The organism is Sphingomonas sp. P2_B6 (assembly GCF_056404755.1).
Window position 1 is genome coordinate 159,747 of sequence record NZ_JBFUDK010000011.1, and the last position, 18,194, is coordinate 177,940.

Genomic DNA, 18,194 nt, shown 5'->3' on the forward strand with positions numbered 1-18,194 from the left:
CCCGGCATGGACGGACAGGTCGTACGCAAGGTCGTCATCGCCGGCGGCGGCACCGCCGGCTGGCTCGCCGCCGCGGCCCTTTCGAAGCAGCTGGGCGGGCTGCTCGACATCACTCTGGTCGAATCCGACGAGATCGGCACGATCGGCGTGGGCGAATCCACCATCCCCACGGTGCGCGCCTTCCACACGCTGCTCGGTATCGACGAGCAGGAATTCATGCGCGCCACCCAGTCGAGCTTCAAGCTGGGCATCGCCTTCGAGAATTGGGGCCAGATCGGCGATCGGTACCTCCATTCCTTCGGCGTGCTCGGCAAATCGACCTGGATGGCGGATTTCCATCATTTCTGGCTTCAGGCCCGCGCCGAAGGTCATGCCGGCCCGATCGGCGACTATTGCTTCGAATTGCAGGCCGCCGAGGCGAGCAGGTTCGCGACGGGCGAGAATGCCCAGATCAACTATGCCTATCATCTCGATGCGACGCTCTATGCCCGCTTCCTTCGCACCCGGAGCGAGGCCAGCGGGGTCAAGCGCGTCGAAGGCAAGATCGCGAAGGTCGAACAGGACGCCGAAACCGGCTTCATCCAGTCGCTCATGCTGGAGTCGGGACAGACGGTTTCGGGCGACCTGTTCATCGACTGCACCGGCTTCCGCGCCCTGCTGATCGAGCAGACGCTGCAGACCGGTTATGAGGATTGGGGTCACTGGCTCACCACCAACGGCGCCTATGCGGTCCAGACTGAATCGGTCGGCCCCGCCGTCCCCTATACCCGGGCGATCGCGCACAAGGCCGGCTGGCGCTGGCGCATCCCGCTCCAGCACCGCGTCGGCAATGGCCTGGTCTTCTCCAGCGAGCATATGGCGGATGAGGAAGCCAAGGCGCTGCTCCTCGACCAGATCGAGGGCGAGCCGTTGTTCGATCCGCGCCTGATCCGCTATCGCACCGGCACGCGGCGCAAGGTCTGGAACCGGAACTGCATCGCCCTTGGTCTCGCCAGCGGCTTTATCGAGCCGCTCGAATCCACCAGCATTCACCTCATCATGATCGCGGTGACGCGGCTGATGCAGTCCTTCCCGTTCAACGGGTTCGATGAGGCGCTGATCGATCGCTACAACCAGTTGTCGCGCACTGAGCTGGAGGGCGTCCGCGACTTCGTCATTCTCCATTATTGTCTAACCGAACGCGACGACAGCGCCTTCTGGCAGCGCTGCCGCACCATGGAACTCCCCGAAACGCTCGTCCGCCGCATCGCTCTGTTCCGCGAGAACGCCCAGGCCTATCAGGCATCGGACGAGCTGTTCCGCGTGGATTCCTGGGTCCAGGTCATGCTCGGCCAGCGGATTCAGCCCCGCGGCTATCATCATCTCGCCCGCCTGATGCCGCCGGGCCAGCTGCGCCAGGCATTGGTCGAGCTGAAGACCGGCATCGCCGGCGCCGTGGCGAGGATGCCCGCCCACCAGGATTTCCTTCAGCGCTACGGTGCCGCGCCGTTATGAGGCCTCCGCGCGATTTTCGCGCTGGCTTGGCGCGAAACTGGGCATATACGGCAGGAAAGCCGGGCGTATCGTAGCGTGCGGCGAACCAATTTTACCGATCGGCGTTCCATCACGCACATGATCAAGGTCGCCAGCTACAATATCCACAAGGGCATCGGCCTCGATCGCCGCCGCGATCCCAACCGGATCCTCGAGGTCCTGCGCGAAGTCGATGCCGACATCATCGCCCTGCAGGAGGCGGATCGCCGCTTCGGCACCAAGGCGGGCGTCATCCCGCTCCACGCGCTGGAAGAACATAGCCCGTGGAAGGCCGTGCCGCTCGGCGCGCGTACCGGCAGCATGGGCTGGCACGGCAATGTCCTGCTGATCCGCAAGGATTCGGTGGTGATGGACTGCGAGGCGATCCACCTCCCGGCGCTCGAACCGCGCGGCGCGGTGATGGCCGATGTCCGGGCCGATGGCGTGCCGATCCGCATCGTCGGCATGCATCTCGACCTGTCGGGCCTGTGGCGCCGCCGCCAGGCACATGCGATCCTCGCTCATGTCGATGCGAGCACCAAGCGCCGCCCGACCGTCTTGATGGGCGACCTCAACGAATGGAGCGCCCAGGCCGGGTGCCTGCGCGATTTCGGCCGCGACTACAGCTTCGCCACCACCGGCCCGAGCTTCCATGTCCGCCGCCCGGTCGCCCGGCTGGACCGGATCATGGTCTCGTCCGATCTGCGCGTCACCGATTGCGGGGTCCATCACAGCGCCACCGCGCGCAAGGCATCGGATCATTTCCCGATCTGGGCGACGGTGGAACTCGCCTGATGCGTCAGAAGGAGCTCCGTCTCGCCCTGGTCTGCTATGGCGGCATCAGCCTTGCCGTCTACATGCACGGCATCACCAAGGAGATCTGGCGTCTGGCGCGCGCGAGCCAGGCCTTCCACAAGGGCGAGACACCGGCGGGCGGCAGCCAGGGTGTCTACCGCGACCTGCTCCAGGAGATCGAGGAAGAAACCGGCCTGCGCATGCGCGTGCTGGTCGATATCGTCGCCGGGGCCAGCGCCGGGGGCATCAACGGCGTGTTCCTCGCCCAGGCCATCTCGACCGGCCAGTCGCTCGAACCACTGACCAAGCTGTGGCTCGATTCGGCTGACATCGAGGCGCTGATCGACGATCATCAGGCCCCGTCCTCGCGCTTCTCCAAGATATGGGCGCTGCCGATCGCCTGGTACGCCGAGAGGCGCAGCGGCGACAATATCGACGAACTGGTCGAGGCCGGCGCGCGCGACGAGGTCCGCACCAAGCTGTCGCATTTCATCCGCTCACGCTGGTTCGAGCCGCCCTTTGGCGGCGCGCTGTTCACCGGGCTGATCCTCGATGCACTCAATGCCATGGCCTCGGCCCCGCGCGGCGCCCGCCTGTTGCCGGAGGGCCAGCCGCTCGACCTGTTCGTCACCGTCACCGATTTCCGCGGCCATCCCGAGCGCCTGATGCTCAATTCGCCGCCCGAAGTGCTGGAGACCGAGCACCGTCTCGTCGTCCCCTTCACCGATCACGGCACTTCCGGCGACACGCTTGCGCACGCGGCCGAACTTGCTTTCGCCGCACGATCGACCTCGAGCTTCCCGGGCGCTTTCCCGCCGTTCATGGTCGGCGAGCTCGACAAGGTGCTGAAACACCGCAAGGTCGAATGGCCCGGACGCGCCGACTTCCTGAAGCGAGTCCTGCCACGCCAGTTCGCCGCCAATGCGGCTGACCAGGCAGTGTTGATCGACGGCTCGGTCCTGGCCAACGCGCCCTTCCGCCCGGCCATCGAGGCGCTGCGCGAACGGCCCGCCCGCCGCGAGATCGACCGCCGCTTCGTCTATATCGACCCATCGCCCAATGTGAAGCTGCGCTTCGGCCCGCACAATCCCAACGCGCCCGGCTTCTTCCAGACGATCATCGGCGCCGTGTCCGAACTGCCGCGCCAGCAGCCGATCCGCGACAATCTGGAGGATATCGCCGAGCGCTCCCGCACGATCGAGCGCATGCGCGGTATCGTCGCGAGCATCCGGCCCGAGGTAGAGACACGGGTGGAGGCGCTGTTCGGCTATACCCTGTTCCTCGATTCCCCGACCGTCTCGCGCCTCGCCACCTGGCGCGCCCGGGCGCAGTCCGCCGCGGCCAAGGCCGCCGGCTATGGTTATGCCGCGTACGGCCATCTCAAGATCGCCGGCGTGGTCGAGGCACTGACCTCCCTGCTCTACCATGCCGGCGGCGAACCGGGGCCGCAGCGCTGGGAGCGCATCCGCGGCCATATCGCCGAGGCGGTCCGCGAACGCGGCTTCGACGAGGTGAAACCCAGCTTCTCCGGCGGCGCCAGCCAGACGACGATCGGCTTTCTGCGCTCCTATGATCTCGGCTTCCGCATTCGTCGCCTTCGCCTGCTCGCCCGCCGCCTGACCGAGCTTGAAGGCGATCATGACGAAGTCGATCTGGAGCCTGTTCGGGACGCGGTCTATGCCTCGCTCGCCGATTATCTGGAGTGCAAGCGTACCGACCGGCACGCCCATCTGCGCAAGGACGTCCGGCTGCTGCGCGGCGATGCGGGTCCGCTGCTCGACAAGCTCGCCGAATCGCTCGATCTCAAGCAGCTCGATACCGATACCGAGAAGCGCCTCGCCGCCGCCTTCACTGGCCTGCCCCGCGAGCTGAAGCGGCCGATCCTGCTGACCTATCTCGGCTTTCCCTATTTCGACGTCGCCACCCTGCCGTTGCTCCAGGGTGAGGGACTGGACGAGTTCGACCCGATCAAGGTCGACCGCATCGCCCCCGACGACGCCAAATCGATCCGCGCCGGCGGCGCCGAGGCGACGCTCAAGGGCATCCAGTTCAACAGCTTCGGCGCGTTTTTCAGCCGCGCCTATCGCGAGAACGACTATCTCTGGGGCCGCCTCCACGGCGCCGAGCGGATGATCGACATCGTGCTTTCTTCGCTGCCCGCCACGGCGAACCTGAAGCCCGGCCGCGTCGCCGCGATCAAGCGCGCCGCCTTCTGCGCCATCCTCGACGAGGAGGAACCCAAGCTGGAGGCGATCCCGGGGCTGATCGCATCGCTGCGCAAGGAAATCGGTTAGCTGCGGCCTCTCTTCCCGTCACCCCGGGCTTGTCCCGGGTCCATTTCTCCACTCGCGGTGACAGCGCTTGTTGCACGATGGATGCAGGAACGAGTCCGGCATGACGAACTTGGGGTGCGAGGCTGGTCAAAGCGGCACCGGAGACGTAAGAATTACCCAATATGGGAAATCTCAAAGGCCACGGCGCTCGATGCAGTTCCTGAAGATCCTGTTCTGGTGCCTGCTCGCCTTCATTGCCGCGGTGTTCACCCTGGGCAACTGGACCACGGTGCCGATCAAGCTGTGGGGCGGCCTGATCGCCGAGGTGAACCTGCCGCTGCTGCTGTTCGTCACCTTCCTGATCGGCCTGGTGCCGACCATGCTCTATTACAACGCGATCCGCTGGCGGCTGCGCAACCGGCTATCCACCTCGGAGCGCACCCTAGCTGACCTGCGCGGTGTGCTCGCGCCGGTCGCGACCACGCCGCTCGAACCCGATGCGCCGGCCATCCCGCCCGCTGCCGTGCCCACCGCCGTTCCGCCGGGGGGCGCATGAGCAGCCGCATCTTCGTCGCGCTCGACACTCCTGACCTGGAAAAGGCCAGGGCGATCGCGCAGCGCGTCCATCACCATGTCGGCGGCATCAAGCTCGGCCTCGAATTCTTCATGGCCAATGGCCGCGCCGGCGTGCGCGAGATGGCCGAGCTCGGCCTGCCGATCTTCCTCGACCTGAAATTCCACGACATCCCCAATACCGTGGCCAAGGCGATCATGGCGCTGCGTCCGCTCGAGCCCGCGATCCTGACCGTGCACGCAGCCGGCGGCCGATCGATGCTCGAAGACGCCAAGGCCGCCGCCCCGACCGGCACCAAGGTGGTCGCGGTGACGACGCTCACCAGCCTCGACGCACGCGATCTCGCCTCGATCGGCTGCCCGGACGATCCGCACACCCAGGTCGTCCGCCTGACCGAGCTGGCGATGAAAGCCGGCGTGGACGGCGTGGTCTGTTCGGGCGAGGAAGTCGCGGCGGCCAAGGCGATCTGGCCCAAGGGTTTCTTCGTCGTCCCGGGCGTGCGCCCCGCCAACGGCGCGGCCGGTGACCAGAAACGCGTGGTGACGCCGCGCCAGGCGCTCGACGCGGGCGCCTCGATCCTGGTGGTCGGTCGCCCGATCACCCAGGCCGAGGATCCCGATACCGCCGCGCGCGAAATCGGCGCCACGCTCTAACCCATGTCCGACCCCGTGATTCGCCTTGCAACACCGGACGATTTGCCGCGCCTGCATCCTGTGATCGAGCGCGCCTATCGCGGCGACAGTGCCCGCGCCGGCTGGACTCATGAAGCTGACCTGCTCGACGGCACCCGCACCGATCTCGCCACGCTTCGGGCCGCGCTCGCCAACCCGGCCGAACGCCTGCTGATCGCGCTCGACAGCGATACCCCGATCGGCTGCGTCGAAATCACTGATCGCGGCGACGGCATCGCCTATCTCGGCCTGCTGTGTATCGAACCCACCCTGCAGGCCGCCGGCCTCGGCAAGCGGCTGATCGCGGCAGCGGAAGCGCTCGCTCGTGACGTCTTTGGCGTCTCGACGATGGAAATGACCGTCATCGAAAACCGGGTCGAGCTGATCGCTTATTATGAGCGCCGCGGTTACACCCGTACGCCGGAACGTCGCGACTTCCCCGTCGCGGTGGAGCCGCCGCTCTACATGACGGTACTGGCCAAGCCCCTCGCCTGACGGCTATGGCGGCGCCGTGCCCGTCACCGCCAAGATCTGTGGCCTTTCGACGCCCGAGACCCTCGACGCCGCGATCCGCGGCGGCGCGAGCCATGTCGGCTTCGTCTTCTTCCCGCCCTCGCCCCGCAGTCTGAGTCGCGAGCGCGCCGCGCAGCTCGCCGCGCGCGTACCGGGGCACGTCAGCCGCGTCGGCGTGTTCGTCGACCCCGACGACGCGCTGCTCGAAGCCTCGATCGGCGCCGGACAGCTCCAGGCGCTCCAGCTCCACAACACCAGCCCGGCCCGCGCCGCGGCGATCAAGGCACGTATGGGCCTCGCCATCTGGGCCGCCATCGCGGTGAAGACCCGCGCCGACCTGGCCGCCGCCGAAAGCTTCGCCGGCGCCGCCGATCGCATCCTCTACGACGCGAAGACTCCGCCCGGCGCGACCTTGCCCGGCGGCATGGGCGTGCGCTTCGACTGGACGCTACTTCAGGGTTTCCGCCACTCGCTGCCCTGGACGCTGTCCGGCGGACTCGATCCGCTCAACCTCGCGGAGGCCGTGGCGATCACCGGCGCGCCGATGGTCGACGTGTCCTCGGGTGTCGAATCCGCGCCCGGCATCAAGGACGTGACCAAGATCGCGACCTTCCTGGAAACCGTCAAAACCCTCTGAGGTCGCGCGGCTTCACCCGCGAACAGCTTTACTCAACTCGACACCGTCATCCGAGGTGCTAAAGCGCGCGCACCATGAACGTCCCCAATTCCTTCCGCGCCCAGCCCGACGATCGCGGGCATTTCGGCGAGTTCGGCGGCCGCTACGTCGCCGAGACGCTGATGCCGCTGATCCTCGAGCTGGATGAGGCCTATCGCGCCGCCAAGGCCGATCCCGCCTTCACCGCCGAGTTCGAGGATCTGCTCGAACATTATGTCGGTCGGCCCAGTCCGCTTTATTATGCCGAGCGGCTGACCGAGGCGCTCCGCGAGTCCGCCCCGCAAGGCAAGGGTGCCCAGGTCTGGTTCAAGCGCGACGAGCTGAATCACACCGGCGCGCACAAGATCAACAATTGCATCGGCCAGATCCTGCTTGCTATGCGCATGGGCAAGACGCGGATCATCGCCGAGACCGGCGCCGGCCAGCACGGCGTCGCCACCGCGACCGTTTGCGCGCGCTTCGGCCTGCCCTGCGTCATCTATATGGGCGCGCGCGATATCGAACGGCAGCAGCCGAACGTGTTCCGCATGAAGCTGCTCGGTGCCGAGGTCCGCCCGGTCACCTCGGGCGCGATGACGCTGAAGGATGCGATGAACGAGGGCCTGCGCGACTGGGTCGCGAACGTCCACGACACCTTCTACATCATCGGCACCGCCGCCGGCCCGCATCCCTATCCGGAGCTGGTCCGCGATTTCCAGAGCGTGATCGGCAAGGAAGCGCGCGCGCAGATGCTGAGCCGCATCGATCGCCTGCCCGACCTGCTCGTCGCCGCGATCGGCGGCGGATCGAACGCGATCGGTCTGTTCCACCCGTTCCTCGATGACGCCGGTGTCGCGATGCTCGGCGTGGAAGCGGCCGGCCACGGCCTCGACAAGCAGCATGCCGCCAGCCTCGCCGGCGGATCGCCCGGCGTGCTCCACGGCAACAAGACCTATCTGCTGCAGGACGAGGACGGCCAGATCGCCGAGGCGCATTCGATCTCGGCCGGTCTCGACTATCCCGGCATCGGCCCGGAGCATTCATGGCTCCACTCGATCGGTCGCGTCCAATATACCAGCGCGACCGATACCGAGGCGCTGGACGCCTTCCAGCTGCTCTGCCGGACCGAGGGCATCATCCCCGCGCTTGAGCCGAGCCACGCCATCGCCGCCGTTGCCCGCGTCGCGCGCGAGATGGACCGCGACCAGATCATCCTGTGCAATCTGTGCGGGCGGGGCGACAAGGACATCTTCACCGTCGCCGAGGCGCTGGGGGTCGAGATATGAACATCCCCAATCTGTTGACCGGCGCCGTGGTGGGCGCCGCGGCTGCACTTATCGTGCGCGAGCTGAACCAATATGGCCTCGCTTTTTCCGACTGGCGCCTGCCGCTGCCCCGCGGCCTCGAGGCCGTCGAAATGGGCGCCCTGGTCGGCGTCCTGTCCCAGCTCTTCAGCCAATGGCGCTCTGCTCGATGACTCGTCTCTCCGCTGCCTTCGATCGTGCCCGCGAACAGCATCGTGCCGCGCTCGTCACGTTCGTCACCGCCGGCGATCCGACGCCCTGGGCCACCGGCTCCATCCTCGACGCGCTGGTTGCCGGTGGTGCCGATGTGATCGAGCTGGGCATGCCCTTCACTGACCCGATGGCTGACGGCCCTGCGATCCAGGCCGCCAATCTGCGCAGCCTCGGCGCCGGCACCACCACCGCCGACATCCTCGCCATCGCCAAGGCCTTTCGCGAACGCCATCCCGGCGTACCGGTCGTTCTGATGGGCTATGCCAACCCGATGCTCCGCCGCGGCGCCGACTGGTTCGCCAGTGCCGCGCGCGATGCAGGCGTCGACGGCGTGATCTGCGTCGACCTGCCGCCCGAGGAAGATGACGAGCTCGGCCCGAACCTGCGCGCCGCCGGCATCGACCTGATCCGCCTCGCGACGCCCACGACCGATGCGGCGCGCCTGCCCGCGGTGCTCGGCGGGGCGAGCGGCTTCGTCTATTATGTCTCGGTCGCGGGCATCACCGGCCTGCAACAGGCAGCGCAGGATTCGATCGAGAGCGCCGTCGCCCGGCTCAAGGCAGCGACTGACCTGCCCGTCGCCGTCGGCTTCGGCGTTCGCACGCCCGATCAGGCGGCCGCCATTGCCCGCGTCGCCGATGGCGTCGTGGTCGGCTCGGCGATCGTCGAGCTGGTCGGCCAGCACGCCGAGGGTGCAAGCGGGCCGGTCGAAGCCTATATCCGCTCCCTGTCCACGGCGATCGCCGCGGCCCGAAAGGAAACAGTATGAGCTGGCTCACCAGCGTCCGGAACGCGCTGTCGTTCGTCGTCCCGAAAAAGGATACGCCCGACAATCTCTGGCACAAGTGCAAGGGATGCGGGCAGATGGTGTTCGTGAAGGAACTGGAGGAGAATCTCCATGTCTGCCCGAACTGCCAGCATCATGAGCGCATCGGCCCGGTCCTGCGCTTTCAGTATGTCTTCGACGCGGGCAGCTACACGATCATCCCGCTCCCGCGGGTGCAGGACGATCCGCTCAAGTTTCGCGACACCAAGCGCTATGTCGACCGCATCAAGGCAGCCCGCGCCGCGACGTCGGAAGGTGACGCGCTGATCAACGCGCGCGGCACGATCGAAGGCCGCAAGGCGGTGGTCGGCGTGCAGGATTTCGCCTTCATGGGCGGATCGATGGGCCTGGCGGTCGGCGAGGCGTTCGTGCGCGGCGTCGAGAACGCGATCGAGGACAATTGCCCCTATATCATCTTCACCGCCGCCGGCGGTGCACGCATGCAGGAGGGAATTCTCAGCCTGATGCAGATGCCCCGCGCGACGGTGGCGATCCAGATGCTGCACGATGCCGGCCTGCCCTATATCGTCGTGCTGACCGACCCGACCACCGGCGGCGTCACTGCAAGCTATGCGATGCTCGGCGACGTGCAGATCGCCGAGCCAGGCGCGCTGATCGGCTTCGCTGGCCAGCGCGTGATCGAGCAGACCATCCGAGAGAAACTCCCCGAGGGCTTCCAGCGGGCCGAATATCTGCTTGAGCACGGCATGCTCGACATGGTGAAGCACCGCCGCGACCTGCGCGCGACCCTCGCCAGCCTGATCGATTATCTGTGCGCGAAGAAAGCGGCGTGACCCCCTTGAACCCCTCCCTTTCAAGGGAGGGGCTAGGGGTGGGTGCAGCGCTGATCGGGGCTCGATGCCCCGATCAGCGCTTCCTGCCAGGGGCGGCGAGTCCTTTTGAGCGCGCAGACGCGCGCACCCACCCCCGAACCCCTCCCTTGAAAGGGAGGGGCTGAACTCAGATGCCCGACTTCGCCACCTCCACCTCCGCCGCGGTCCAGCAGCAGCTCGACCGCCTCTGTTCGCTGTCGCCCGGCGCCGACATCCTCGGCCTCGAGCGCATCACCGAATTGCTCGGCCGTCTCGGCAACCCGCAGGACAGCCTCCCGCCGGTGCTGCATGTCGCCGGCACCAACGGCAAGGGCTCGACCTGCGCTTTCCTGCGCTCGGCGATCGAGGCGGCCGGGCTGACGGCTCATGTCTATACCAGCCCCCATCTGGTCCGCTTCAACGAGCGCATCCGCATCGCCGGCACGCTGATCGGGGACGACGCCCTCGCCGCCCTCCTCGAGGAAGTGCTCGATGTCGCGGGTGATATCGGCGCCAGTTTCTTCGAGGTGACGACCGCCGCTGCCTTTCTCGCTTTCTCGCGCACGCCGGCGGACGCGTGCATCATCGAGGTCGGCCTGGGCGGCCGGCTCGACGCGACCAATGTCATTGCCCGTCCGCTCGTCACCGGCATCGCCCAGCTCGGCATCGATCATCAGAGCTTTCTAGGCGAGACCGCGGAAGAGATCGCCGGCGAGAAAGCCGGCATCGCCAAGCCGGGCATACCGCTGGTTACGATGCGCTACCCCATCCCTATCGCGCAGCGCGTCGAGGCGGTCGCCCGCGCGGCACGCGCGCCGGTGTCGGCGGCCGGAGATGGCTGGTTCTTCGCCGCCGATGACGGCAAGCTCGGCTATCGCGACGCCGCCGGCCGGATCGAGACTCCGCTGCCCGCCCTTGCCGGTCCGCACCAGCCCGAGAACCTCGCTCTCGCCATTGCGATGCTCTGTCACCAGACCTCGTTGATCATCCCGCCCGAGGCTTATCGCACCGCCGCCGAGACGACCCGTTGGCCCGCGCGCATGCAGCGCTTGGGCACCGGCCCGCTCGCCGAGCTGCTTCCGCCGGGCAGCGAGCTCTGGCTCGACGGCGGCCACAACCCCGCCGCCGCCGCCACCGTCGCCGCGACGCTTCGCCAGATCGCCTTTCCCGGCACCGGTCGCAGCGAAGTCCACCTCATCCTCGGCATGCTGGCCAACAAGGACCCCGCCGGGCTGCTCGCGCCCTTCGTCGGCTTGGCCACCACGCTTCACGCCGTCCCGGTGCCCGACCATGAACACCATGCGCCCGAGGCACTGGTCGCCATCGCCCGCGGCCTCGGCATGATCGCCAACCCCGCCACCGACGTGCGCACCGCGCTCGCCGACATCACCGCAGCCGCCGATCCGGCCGAGCCGCCGATCGTCCTGATCCTCGGCTCCCTCTATCTGGCCGGCGACGTGCTCGCCGCAAACGACGAACCACCGACCTGATCCTTATTGCTATTGACTTGCAATAACCAAATCGCGACGCTGCTATTCCAGCAGATGGAGTCGCGTATCATGACGGTCACCCCAGCCCCGGCCCCTACCCAGATGTTGCCGCACGCCATGCCGACCTGCCCCAATGGGCGGCTCGCCTTGTTCGCGATCCGCCGGATCGGAGCGCATGGCCTCGCCGATGCTCATGCAGCGCATGCCATGCTCAACGGTTTCGGCGAGGGTTTCCGTCGCCCGCTCGTGCTGATGCGCGCGCTGATGGCCGATCTCGCGACCACGGCGAACGGCCCCATTTCGATCGCGCCCTGTTGCTGCATGCGCATGACCGCAGCTGAAAGTGCAGTACTGACCGTGCTCGCCCGCGCCGAGACGGCGCCGGAGACGGCCCGGCTGTTGCTCGCCGACCTGCTCGGCATCCGCCGCATCGACGGCGTGCTCGCCAGCGCGATGGCCCTCGCCGCCGCCTTTGCCGATGCGGGTCGGCCGATTACGATCTAGCGCGAAGCTCGCCCAGCCGATCCATCGCCCAGCGATACATGTCGGCCTCGGCCGCGCGCTGCTGCCGGTCGAGCCGCTTCATCCGCGCCTCGACTTCCTCCAGCACGGTCCGCGCCTTTTTCTCCCAGCCCTGGTCGAGCAGCAGCGCGGCATAGCGGCACCGCCCTTCCTCGCCCGGCAGGCGCGTGACGAGATCGGCATACATCGCCAGCGCCTCCTCCTTGCGCCCGAGCGCTTCGAGGATTCGCGCCCGGAGCAACCCCTGGCGGTCGCGATCGCTCTGCGCGCTCGCCGGATCGTTGGCGTCGAGCACCGTCAGCGCCTCGGCCGGATCGCCCGTCTCGAACAGCGCCCGCGCCAGCTTTTCGCCCGTCCGCATATCGGCCGGCCCCCGCTCGATCGCCTCGCGCAGCAGGGGCAGCGCCTCGCCATATCGGCCCAATGCCGCCAGCGCGTCCGCCAGCCGGATGCGATTGGCCGCGGTATCCGCCAGGTCCAGCGCATCGCGCGCCGCCCGGACTTCCCGCTCCGGATCGAGCGCCGCCACTGCTTTGGCACGTGCGGTGCGGACATGACGATTGCCCTGCAGCCGCGGATAGACCTCGATCACCAGATAGGCGATCGTGCTGGGGCCCGGCAGGAACATCAGCGCCATGATCCACAACTGATTGCGCCCGTTGCGGATCACGTCGATCACCAGCATCACCTGGATTGCCAGGATCGCGAGATAGAGGATCATGTCGCGGGCGGCTCCGATGCCCCCGCAACGACGGGAGCCGCGCCAGGCACGGGCGGTTCATCGCCCCCGCCCGCGCTGCCGATCGACCGGTCGACCAGTCCCGACCGGATCATCCACCAGAACAGGAGCACCCCGGGAAAGGCGATCACGGTGGTGAGCAGATAGAAATTCACATAGCCCATGGCCTCTATCAACCCACCAGCCGTGGTGCCCGTCACGAACCGCCCGACGATGCTCGCGGCGGCGGAGATCAGCGCATATTGCGCGGCGGTGAAGCGCAGGTCGGTCAGCGCCGAGAAATAGGCGACCACCGCGACACCGCCGAACCCGCTCGCGAAATTCTCGAAGCCGATCGCGCCCGCCATGCCGATGTTCGAATGCCCCGCCGCGGCGAGCACGGCGAAGCTCAGATTGGACACTGCCATCAGCACCAGGGACAGCAGCACCGACCGCTTCATCCCCATTTTCGCGTAGAGCACGCCGCCGACGAAGATGCCGATCAGATAAGCCCAGAAGCCGATCCCGACATCGTAAAAGGCGATCTCGTCATTGGTGAATTTCAGATCGTCGAACAACAGGCGGAAGGTCAGGTTGGCGAGCGTGTCCCCGACCTTGTGGATCAGGATGAAGGCCAGCACGATCGCCGCGCCCTCGCGGGTGAAGAATTGCGCGAAGGGGCCCCAGATCGAGGCGAGCATGGCGCCGATGCCACGCCGCACCGCAATCTCCCGGTGCCGCGCCGGCTCGCCGACGATCAGGCCTGCCAGCATCGCCGGCAGCGCCAGCATCGCGCAGGCGAGATAAGCCCATTCCCAGCCGCCCCGCGCGGCGATCACCAGCGCCAGCGCCCCGGCGCCGGCCGACCCGATCCGCCAGCCATATTGCGACATGCCGGAGCCGACGCCGAGCTGGCGCGGTTCGAGGATCTCGATGCGATAGGCGTCGATCACGATGTCGAAGGTCGCGCCCGCCGCCCCCACCAGGATCGCGGCAATCGCCGCCGCCATGATATCCGCCTTGGGATCGATCAGCGCGAGGTTGGCGACCGCCGCCATCACCAGCACGCCCGCGAGCAGCAGCCACGACACGCGCTGCCCCAGCCGGCCGATGATCGGCAGCTTCACGCCGTCGACCGCCCAGGCCCATATCCATTTGAGATTATAGACCAGGAAGGCGAGGCTGAACGCGGTGACGGTCTTCTTGTCGATTCCGTCCTGCGCCAGCCGCGTCGTCAGGGTCGCGCCGATCATCGCATAGGGAAAGCCCGAGGAGATGCCGAGCGCCAGCGCCGCCAGCGGGGCCTTTTCGAAATAGGGGCGGACGCCGTCCATCCAGCCGCCCGGCCGCTCGATTTCCAGCTCGCTCATCCCGCTCTTGCTCCCCGGCCTTATCCGGCAGACACTAGCGTCAAAAATCGGGAGAGGAAGCGAGATGAACGCGCCCACCAAGATTACCGTGCCGACCCTGGGCCAGCTCGCGCTGGCCGCGCAGCTTGCCGCCGGCGGGACCCGGCCGACTCTCGGCATCACCCATGTCGATGCCCGCGCCTATACGGCGCCGGAACGCCATGCCGCGGAACAGGCACGCATCTTTGCCAAGGTGCCGCTGGTCATCGGGCCTTCCGCGCTGCTGCCGCAGAACAACATGGCGGTGCCGCATGACGGCTTCGGCAAACCCCTGCTCGTCGCCCGCGGCAGGCAGGGCAAGGCGCAGGTGTTCCTCAATGTCTGCCAGCATCGCGGCACCCGCCTGGTCGAAGGCAGCGAGCCGGTCTGCGCGCCGCGGCTGATCTGCCCTTATCATGCCTGGAGCTACACGCTCGACGGCGCGCTTGCCGGCCTGCCCCGGCCGGACAGCTTTCCCGGCCTCGACAAGAGCGGGTTCGGCCTCAAGCGCCTGCCGACGCGCGAGGCGGGCGGCCTGATCTGGTTCGCTTTCGACGACCATGCCGATTTCGCCGAAGCCGAGGCGCTCGGCCATGATTTCGACGCCTTCGATCTCGCCGGCCAGCATCTCTTCCGCCGGCGGACGCACGACGTGGCCACCAACTGGAAGCTGATCATGGACGCTTTCCTGGAGAGCTATCATGTCCAGCGGCTGCACGCGCAGACGATCGGCCCCTTCTTCAAGGACGGCGTCTCCACCGGCGACCATATCGGCCCGCACCAGCGCTCCGCCGTGGGCCGCGAGGCAGCGCTCGCTGCCTGCTCGGCGGAGGACTGGCCGACGCTGAGGGCGGCGATCACCTATACCTATCAGATGTTCCCGGGCACCGTGCTGATCGTCAGCCCGGACTATATGAACCTGATGGTGCTGATGCCCCAGTCCGAAGGCCGGGTCCTGGTCGAGGACTTCATGCTGATCCCCGAAGCCCCCGCGACCGAAAAGGCGCTGGCGCATTGGGAGAAGAGCTGGAACCTGCTCGACGGCGGCGTCTTCGCCTCCGAGGATTTCCGCGCCGCCGCGCTCGGTCAGGAGGGGCTGGCCTCGGGCGCGATCGATCGGGTCACGCTCGGCACGCTGGAAACCGGCATCCGCGCCTTTCACGACCAGGTCGAAGCGAGGCTCTGAGCGCCGGAGCTAGTGCAGACTCACGATGCGTGACAGCAAGGTCTCGGTGATCGCGACGAAGCGCTCCGGCTCCCCGAATGCCCGGGCGGAGAGCATCGCACCGTAGATCGCCGACATGAACGCATCCGCCTCTTCCGCCGGCGAGCGGACGAGCGACACGCTTCCCTGCCGCACGCCCAGTGCCAGGATATGCGCGAGCCATCCCGACAGCTCGGCGAAATGCGCCCGCACGGAGTGCGCGAGATCGTCCGGCAGGCTCGGCAGTTCGGCGGCGAGGATCGCGGCGACGCAGAAGGGCGCTGAATCGTCCAGGATGCACCGCTCCCAATAACCCGCATAGGCGCGAAGCTGGGTGCCGGCCTCAGGCTCGGCATCCGCCAACTGGGCGACCTGTGCGCGGATAATCGCGCGCGACTGTTCCACCACGGCAATCGCCAGGTCGCTCTTGCCAGTGAAATGATGGTGGATGCTGGGTTTGCGGATGCCGATCGCGGCCGAGATATCGGCATAGCTGAACCCGTTATAGCCACGTGTCATGATCAGCTGACGCGCGGTCTCCACAATCTGCTGTGCCGTACTTCCCGCCATATGCCTACCTTCCAATAGGTAGGTATTTGCTTGCACGCCGATGAGCAAGGGCCTAGGCGCCTACCTACTAGAAGGTAGAGAGAGAATCACTCATGTCGAACATCGATGAACGCCATTCCCTGAGCACCGTCACGCCGGATGCCGCCGGGCTCCGGAACTATTATTTCCTGCGCGCCGTGGTCGCCGCCATCTGGGTCGCGGCGGCCTTTACGATCGGGGCAACGTCCGCCGCGATCGGCGCGGCGTTGCTCATCGCCTATCCGGCCTGGGACGCGGTCGCGAACCTGATCGACGCGACGCGCAATGGCGGGCTGGCGCGCAATCGCACCCAGGCGTTCAACATGGTCGTCAGCACCCTAACCGCAGTCGCGGTGGCGGTGATGATCGGAAACCTGCATGCGGTGCTCGCAATCTTCGGCCTGTGGGCGATCTTCGCTGGCCTGTTACAGCTCGCCACGGGGGTGCGGCGCTGGCGGACCTATGGCGCGCAATGGGCCATGATCCTGAGCGGCGCCCAGTCCGCGCTGGCCGGCGGGTTCTTCATCAAACAATCGCTGGGCAGCGCCACCCCCGGAATCACCGATGTGGCGCCCTATGCCGCGTTCGGCGCCTTCTACTTCCTCGTCTCGGCGCTCTGGCTCACCTTCCGGCCAGGAGCCAAAGGCTAGGGTCCTAGGCCGCCTTGTCGAACAGGCTGAACCCGCTGGGCAGCCGTTTCGGCTTCCGGCCTTCGATCACGGCCTCGATCGCGTTGATCGCCGCCAGCAGGTCGCGTTGCGCATAGGGTTTGGACAGGCATCCCGCGGCCACGTCGCGTGCCCCCTCGGGGCACGCGCCGGTCACGAACAGCACCGGGATGCCGGCACCATGAGCCTCGTGCGCCACGTCGATTCCGCTGCCATCGGCCAGGCTGATGTCGACCAGCACCAGGTCGATATCCTCCTCGCCGCGAATCACTTCCACTGCCGTAGCGACGCGGTCCACCGTCGCGACGATCTCGAATTCCGCCTCGCGCAGGAAATGTTCCGTGTCGAACGCGACGAGAGGCTCGTCCTCGACAATCAACACCCTGCAAATGCGCCGTTTCTTTTTGCCGAACAACATCGTCCGGTGCCCGCCTTTGTTACTGGGCCCGGGCAAGCAACTTCCCCCGACCTTGTTACGCATCCGTCTCTTAACGCGTGGCTTCGGGATCGGGCGCAATATTTTTTTCATGTCGACGCGAAGAAAAGCGGTATCAGCGCCTCTGTGTCCATTTTCAGAGAATCCAAGGAGCAGCAGCGCATCGCCAAGCTGCTCGCCCGCGCCGGCATCGCCTCGCGCCGCGAAATCGAACGCATGATCGCAGAAGGGCGCGTCGCGCTCAACGGCACCGTCATCGATACGCCGGCGACGATCCTCACCTCGCTCCACGGCGTGACCGTCGACGGCAATCCGGTCCAGGCCGCGGCTCCCGCGCGGCTGTTCCTCTATCACAAGCCGAGCGGCCTGCTCGTCACCGAGCGCGACCCCGGCGGCCGTCCGACCATCTACGACAAGCTGCCGAACGACCTGCCGCGCCTCGTCCCTGTCGGCCGGCTCGATCTCAATACCGAGGGGCTGCTGCTGCTCACCACCGACGGCGAGCTGAAGCGCCAGCTCGAGCTGCCCGCGACCGGCGTCGAGCGCGCGTACCGTGCCCGCGCCTATGGTGCGGTCACCCAAGCGCAGCTCGAGGAGCTGATCCACGGCGTCGAGATCGAAGGCGTGCGCTACGGATCGATCAACGCCAATCTCGAACGCCGCACCGGCGCGAATGTGTGGATCGAGATGATCCTGACCGAGGGCAAGAACCGCGAAGTCCGCCGCGTGCTCGAATATCTGGGTCTGCGCGTCTCCCGCCTGATCCGTACGCGCTACGGCCCGTTCGTGCTGGGCGACCTGCCGGTGGGCGAAGTCGGCGAAGTGCGCCAGGTCGATGTGATCGCCTTCCGCAAGAACCCGACCAAGAACATCACGCCGGAGAGTTCGCCCCCCGAGATCAAGCGCCGCGCCCCGGCGCCATCGCCTGTCCGGCTCGGCACGCAGACGCCGCAGCGGACCACGCGCGCACCGCGCCATGACGAGCGCCCCGCCGCCGCCCGCGACGCGCGGATCGCACAGGAAGCGCCCAAG

The 18,194-nt window shown here is 67.2% G+C and carries 20 protein-coding genes; 16 read left to right on the forward strand and 4 right to left on the reverse strand.

The window, feature by feature from the left end:
• Positions 1-6: 6 nt before the first annotated feature.
• The 13 genes from AC1DX5_RS16335 (at position 7) to AC1DX5_RS16395 (ending at position 12,142) form a co-directional block, all read left to right on the forward strand.
• On the forward strand, positions 7-1,494 hold the full coding sequence (locus AC1DX5_RS16335; RefSeq protein WP_478016394.1) for a tryptophan halogenase family protein: 1,488 nt from the start codon (positions 7-9) through the stop codon (positions 1,492-1,494).
• Positions 1,495-1,611: 117 nt separating this feature from the next.
• On the forward strand, positions 1,612-2,307 hold the full coding sequence (locus AC1DX5_RS16340) for an endonuclease/exonuclease/phosphatase family protein (protein WP_478016395.1): 696 nt from the start codon (positions 1,612-1,614) through the stop codon (positions 2,305-2,307).
• A complete protein-coding gene (locus AC1DX5_RS16345; RefSeq protein ID WP_465176431.1) occupies positions 2,307-4,601 on the forward strand; it encodes a patatin-like protein in 2,295 nt (764 codons plus the stop codon). Before AC1DX5_RS16340 ends, AC1DX5_RS16345 begins: the two co-directional genes overlap by 1 nt.
• A 190-nt stretch (positions 4,602-4,791) precedes the next feature.
• Positions 4,792-5,136: a hypothetical protein gene (locus AC1DX5_RS16350; RefSeq protein ID WP_465172963.1), complete on the forward strand. Its 345-nt coding sequence runs from the start codon at positions 4,792-4,794 to the stop codon at positions 5,134-5,136.
• Positions 5,133-5,807 (forward strand): orotidine-5'-phosphate decarboxylase, encoded by a 675-nt coding sequence (pyrF, locus tag AC1DX5_RS16355; RefSeq protein WP_465172962.1) that lies wholly within the window; start codon positions 5,133-5,135, stop codon positions 5,805-5,807. The genes AC1DX5_RS16350 and pyrF overlap by 4 nt, the downstream gene beginning before the upstream one ends.
• A 3-nt stretch (positions 5,808-5,810) precedes the next feature.
• Positions 5,811-6,320: a GNAT family N-acetyltransferase gene (locus AC1DX5_RS16360; RefSeq protein ID WP_478016396.1), complete on the forward strand. Its 510-nt coding sequence runs from the start codon at positions 5,811-5,813 to the stop codon at positions 6,318-6,320.
• 16 nt (positions 6,321-6,336) lie between these two features.
• Complete coding sequence (locus AC1DX5_RS16365) at positions 6,337-6,975, forward strand: phosphoribosylanthranilate isomerase (protein WP_465176427.1); 639 nt, start codon at positions 6,337-6,339, stop codon at positions 6,973-6,975.
• Between the two features lie 74 nt (positions 6,976-7,049).
• Positions 7,050-8,279, forward strand: coding sequence for a tryptophan synthase subunit beta (gene trpB, locus AC1DX5_RS16370; protein WP_465176426.1), 1,230 nt, complete (start codon positions 7,050-7,052; stop codon positions 8,277-8,279).
• Positions 8,276-8,470, forward strand: a complete 195-nt coding sequence (locus tag AC1DX5_RS16375) for a hypothetical protein (RefSeq protein ID WP_478016397.1) — start codon at positions 8,276-8,278, stop codon at positions 8,468-8,470. The genes trpB and AC1DX5_RS16375 overlap by 4 nt, the downstream gene beginning before the upstream one ends.
• Entirely contained in the window at positions 8,467-9,279 is an 813-nt protein-coding gene (gene trpA, locus AC1DX5_RS16380) for a tryptophan synthase subunit alpha (RefSeq protein ID WP_465176424.1), read from the forward strand. Before AC1DX5_RS16375 ends, trpA begins: the two co-directional genes overlap by 4 nt.
• Positions 9,276-10,130 carry an acetyl-CoA carboxylase, carboxyltransferase subunit beta gene (accD, locus tag AC1DX5_RS16385; RefSeq protein ID WP_478016398.1) on the forward strand — a complete coding sequence of 285 codons (855 nt, stop codon included), beginning with the start codon at positions 9,276-9,278 and terminating at the stop codon, positions 10,128-10,130. The genes trpA and accD overlap by 4 nt, the downstream gene beginning before the upstream one ends.
• Positions 10,131-10,300: 170 nt before the next feature.
• On the forward strand, positions 10,301-11,638 hold the full coding sequence (locus AC1DX5_RS16390) for a bifunctional folylpolyglutamate synthase/dihydrofolate synthase (RefSeq protein WP_478016399.1): 1,338 nt from the start codon (positions 10,301-10,303) through the stop codon (positions 11,636-11,638).
• 69 nt (positions 11,639-11,707) lie between these two features.
• On the forward strand, positions 11,708-12,142 hold the full coding sequence (locus AC1DX5_RS16395) for a DUF6628 family protein (RefSeq protein WP_465172953.1): 435 nt from the start codon (positions 11,708-11,710) through the stop codon (positions 12,140-12,142).
• Here the strand turns inward: AC1DX5_RS16395 and AC1DX5_RS16400 are convergent.
• Positions 12,132-12,881, reverse strand: a complete 750-nt coding sequence (locus tag AC1DX5_RS16400) for a tetratricopeptide repeat protein (protein WP_465172952.1) — start codon at positions 12,879-12,881, stop codon at positions 12,132-12,134. The two genes, AC1DX5_RS16395 and AC1DX5_RS16400, sit on opposite strands and share 11 nt — an antisense overlap.
• Positions 12,878-14,248 carry an AmpG family muropeptide MFS transporter gene (locus AC1DX5_RS16405; protein WP_465172951.1) on the reverse strand — a complete coding sequence of 457 codons (1,371 nt, stop codon included), beginning with the start codon at positions 14,246-14,248 and terminating at the stop codon, positions 12,878-12,880. Before AC1DX5_RS16405 ends, AC1DX5_RS16400 begins: the two co-directional genes overlap by 4 nt.
• Before the next feature lie 64 nt (positions 14,249-14,312).
• Here AC1DX5_RS16405 and AC1DX5_RS16410 point away from each other — a divergent pair, with 64 nt between their 5' ends.
• Positions 14,313-15,452, forward strand: a complete 1,140-nt coding sequence (locus AC1DX5_RS16410) for an aromatic ring-hydroxylating oxygenase subunit alpha (protein ID WP_478016400.1) — start codon at positions 14,313-14,315, stop codon at positions 15,450-15,452.
• 9 nt (positions 15,453-15,461) lie between these two features.
• On the opposite strand, the gene AC1DX5_RS16415 is transcribed toward AC1DX5_RS16410, so the two are convergent.
• On the reverse strand, positions 15,462-16,040 hold the full coding sequence (locus AC1DX5_RS16415) for a TetR/AcrR family transcriptional regulator (RefSeq protein WP_478016401.1): 579 nt from the start codon (positions 16,038-16,040) through the stop codon (positions 15,462-15,464).
• A 92-nt stretch (positions 16,041-16,132) separates the two neighbouring features.
• On the opposite strand from AC1DX5_RS16415, the gene AC1DX5_RS16420 reads away from it, so the two are divergent.
• Positions 16,133-16,708, forward strand: a complete 576-nt coding sequence (locus AC1DX5_RS16420; RefSeq protein WP_478016402.1) for a DUF308 domain-containing protein — start codon at positions 16,133-16,135, stop codon at positions 16,706-16,708.
• Positions 16,709-16,712: 4 nt separating this feature from the next.
• On the opposite strand, the gene AC1DX5_RS16425 is transcribed toward AC1DX5_RS16420, so the two are convergent.
• Positions 16,713-17,144, reverse strand: a complete 432-nt coding sequence (locus AC1DX5_RS16425; RefSeq protein ID WP_465172947.1) for a response regulator — start codon at positions 17,142-17,144, stop codon at positions 16,713-16,715.
• Between the two features lie 234 nt (positions 17,145-17,378).
• Between AC1DX5_RS16425 and AC1DX5_RS16430 the strand changes: the two genes are divergently transcribed.
• Positions 17,379-18,194, forward strand: an 816-nt coding sequence (locus AC1DX5_RS16430; RefSeq protein ID WP_478016407.1) for a pseudouridine synthase, incomplete at its 3' end; no start/stop codon positions are given.

Bases quoted from the DNA above. Each gene is read 5' to 3' on its own strand.
- AC1DX5_RS16335 (WP_478016394.1), top strand. From the start codon at position 7: ATGGACGGACAGGTCGTACGCAAGGTCGTCATCGCCGGCGGCGGCACC.
- AC1DX5_RS16340 (WP_478016395.1), top strand. From the start codon at position 1,612: ATGATCAAGGTCGCCAGCTACAATATCCACAAGGGCATCGGCCTCGAT.
- AC1DX5_RS16345 (WP_465176431.1), top strand. From the start codon at position 2,307: ATGCGTCAGAAGGAGCTCCGTCTCGCCCTGGTCTGCTATGGCGGCATC.
- AC1DX5_RS16350 (WP_465172963.1), top strand. From the start codon at position 4,792: ATGCAGTTCCTGAAGATCCTGTTCTGGTGCCTGCTCGCCTTCATTGCC.
- pyrF (WP_465172962.1), top strand. From the start codon at position 5,133: ATGAGCAGCCGCATCTTCGTCGCGCTCGACACTCCTGACCTGGAAAAG.
- AC1DX5_RS16360 (WP_478016396.1), top strand. From the start codon at position 5,811: ATGTCCGACCCCGTGATTCGCCTTGCAACACCGGACGATTTGCCGCGC.
- trpB (WP_465176426.1), top strand. From the start codon at position 7,050: ATGAACGTCCCCAATTCCTTCCGCGCCCAGCCCGACGATCGCGGGCAT.
- AC1DX5_RS16375 (WP_478016397.1), top strand. From the start codon at position 8,276: ATGAACATCCCCAATCTGTTGACCGGCGCCGTGGTGGGCGCCGCGGCT.
- trpA (WP_465176424.1), top strand. From the start codon at position 8,467: ATGACTCGTCTCTCCGCTGCCTTCGATCGTGCCCGCGAACAGCATCGT.
- accD (WP_478016398.1), top strand. From the start codon at position 9,276: ATGAGCTGGCTCACCAGCGTCCGGAACGCGCTGTCGTTCGTCGTCCCG.
- AC1DX5_RS16390 (WP_478016399.1), top strand. From the start codon at position 10,301: ATGCCCGACTTCGCCACCTCCACCTCCGCCGCGGTCCAGCAGCAGCTC.
- AC1DX5_RS16395 (WP_465172953.1), top strand. From the start codon at position 11,708: ATGACGGTCACCCCAGCCCCGGCCCCTACCCAGATGTTGCCGCACGCC.
- AC1DX5_RS16400 (WP_465172952.1), bottom strand. From the start codon at position 12,881: ATGATCCTCTATCTCGCGATCCTGGCAATCCAGGTGATGCTGGTGATC.
- AC1DX5_RS16405 (WP_465172951.1), bottom strand. From the start codon at position 14,248: ATGAGCGAGCTGGAAATCGAGCGGCCGGGCGGCTGGATGGACGGCGTC.
- AC1DX5_RS16410 (WP_478016400.1), top strand. From the start codon at position 14,313: ATGAACGCGCCCACCAAGATTACCGTGCCGACCCTGGGCCAGCTCGCG.
- AC1DX5_RS16415 (WP_478016401.1), bottom strand. From the start codon at position 16,040: ATGGCGGGAAGTACGGCACAGCAGATTGTGGAGACCGCGCGTCAGCTG.
- AC1DX5_RS16420 (WP_478016402.1), top strand. From the start codon at position 16,133: ATGTCGAACATCGATGAACGCCATTCCCTGAGCACCGTCACGCCGGAT.
- AC1DX5_RS16425 (WP_465172947.1), bottom strand. From the start codon at position 17,144: ATGTTGTTCGGCAAAAAGAAACGGCGCATTTGCAGGGTGTTGATTGTC.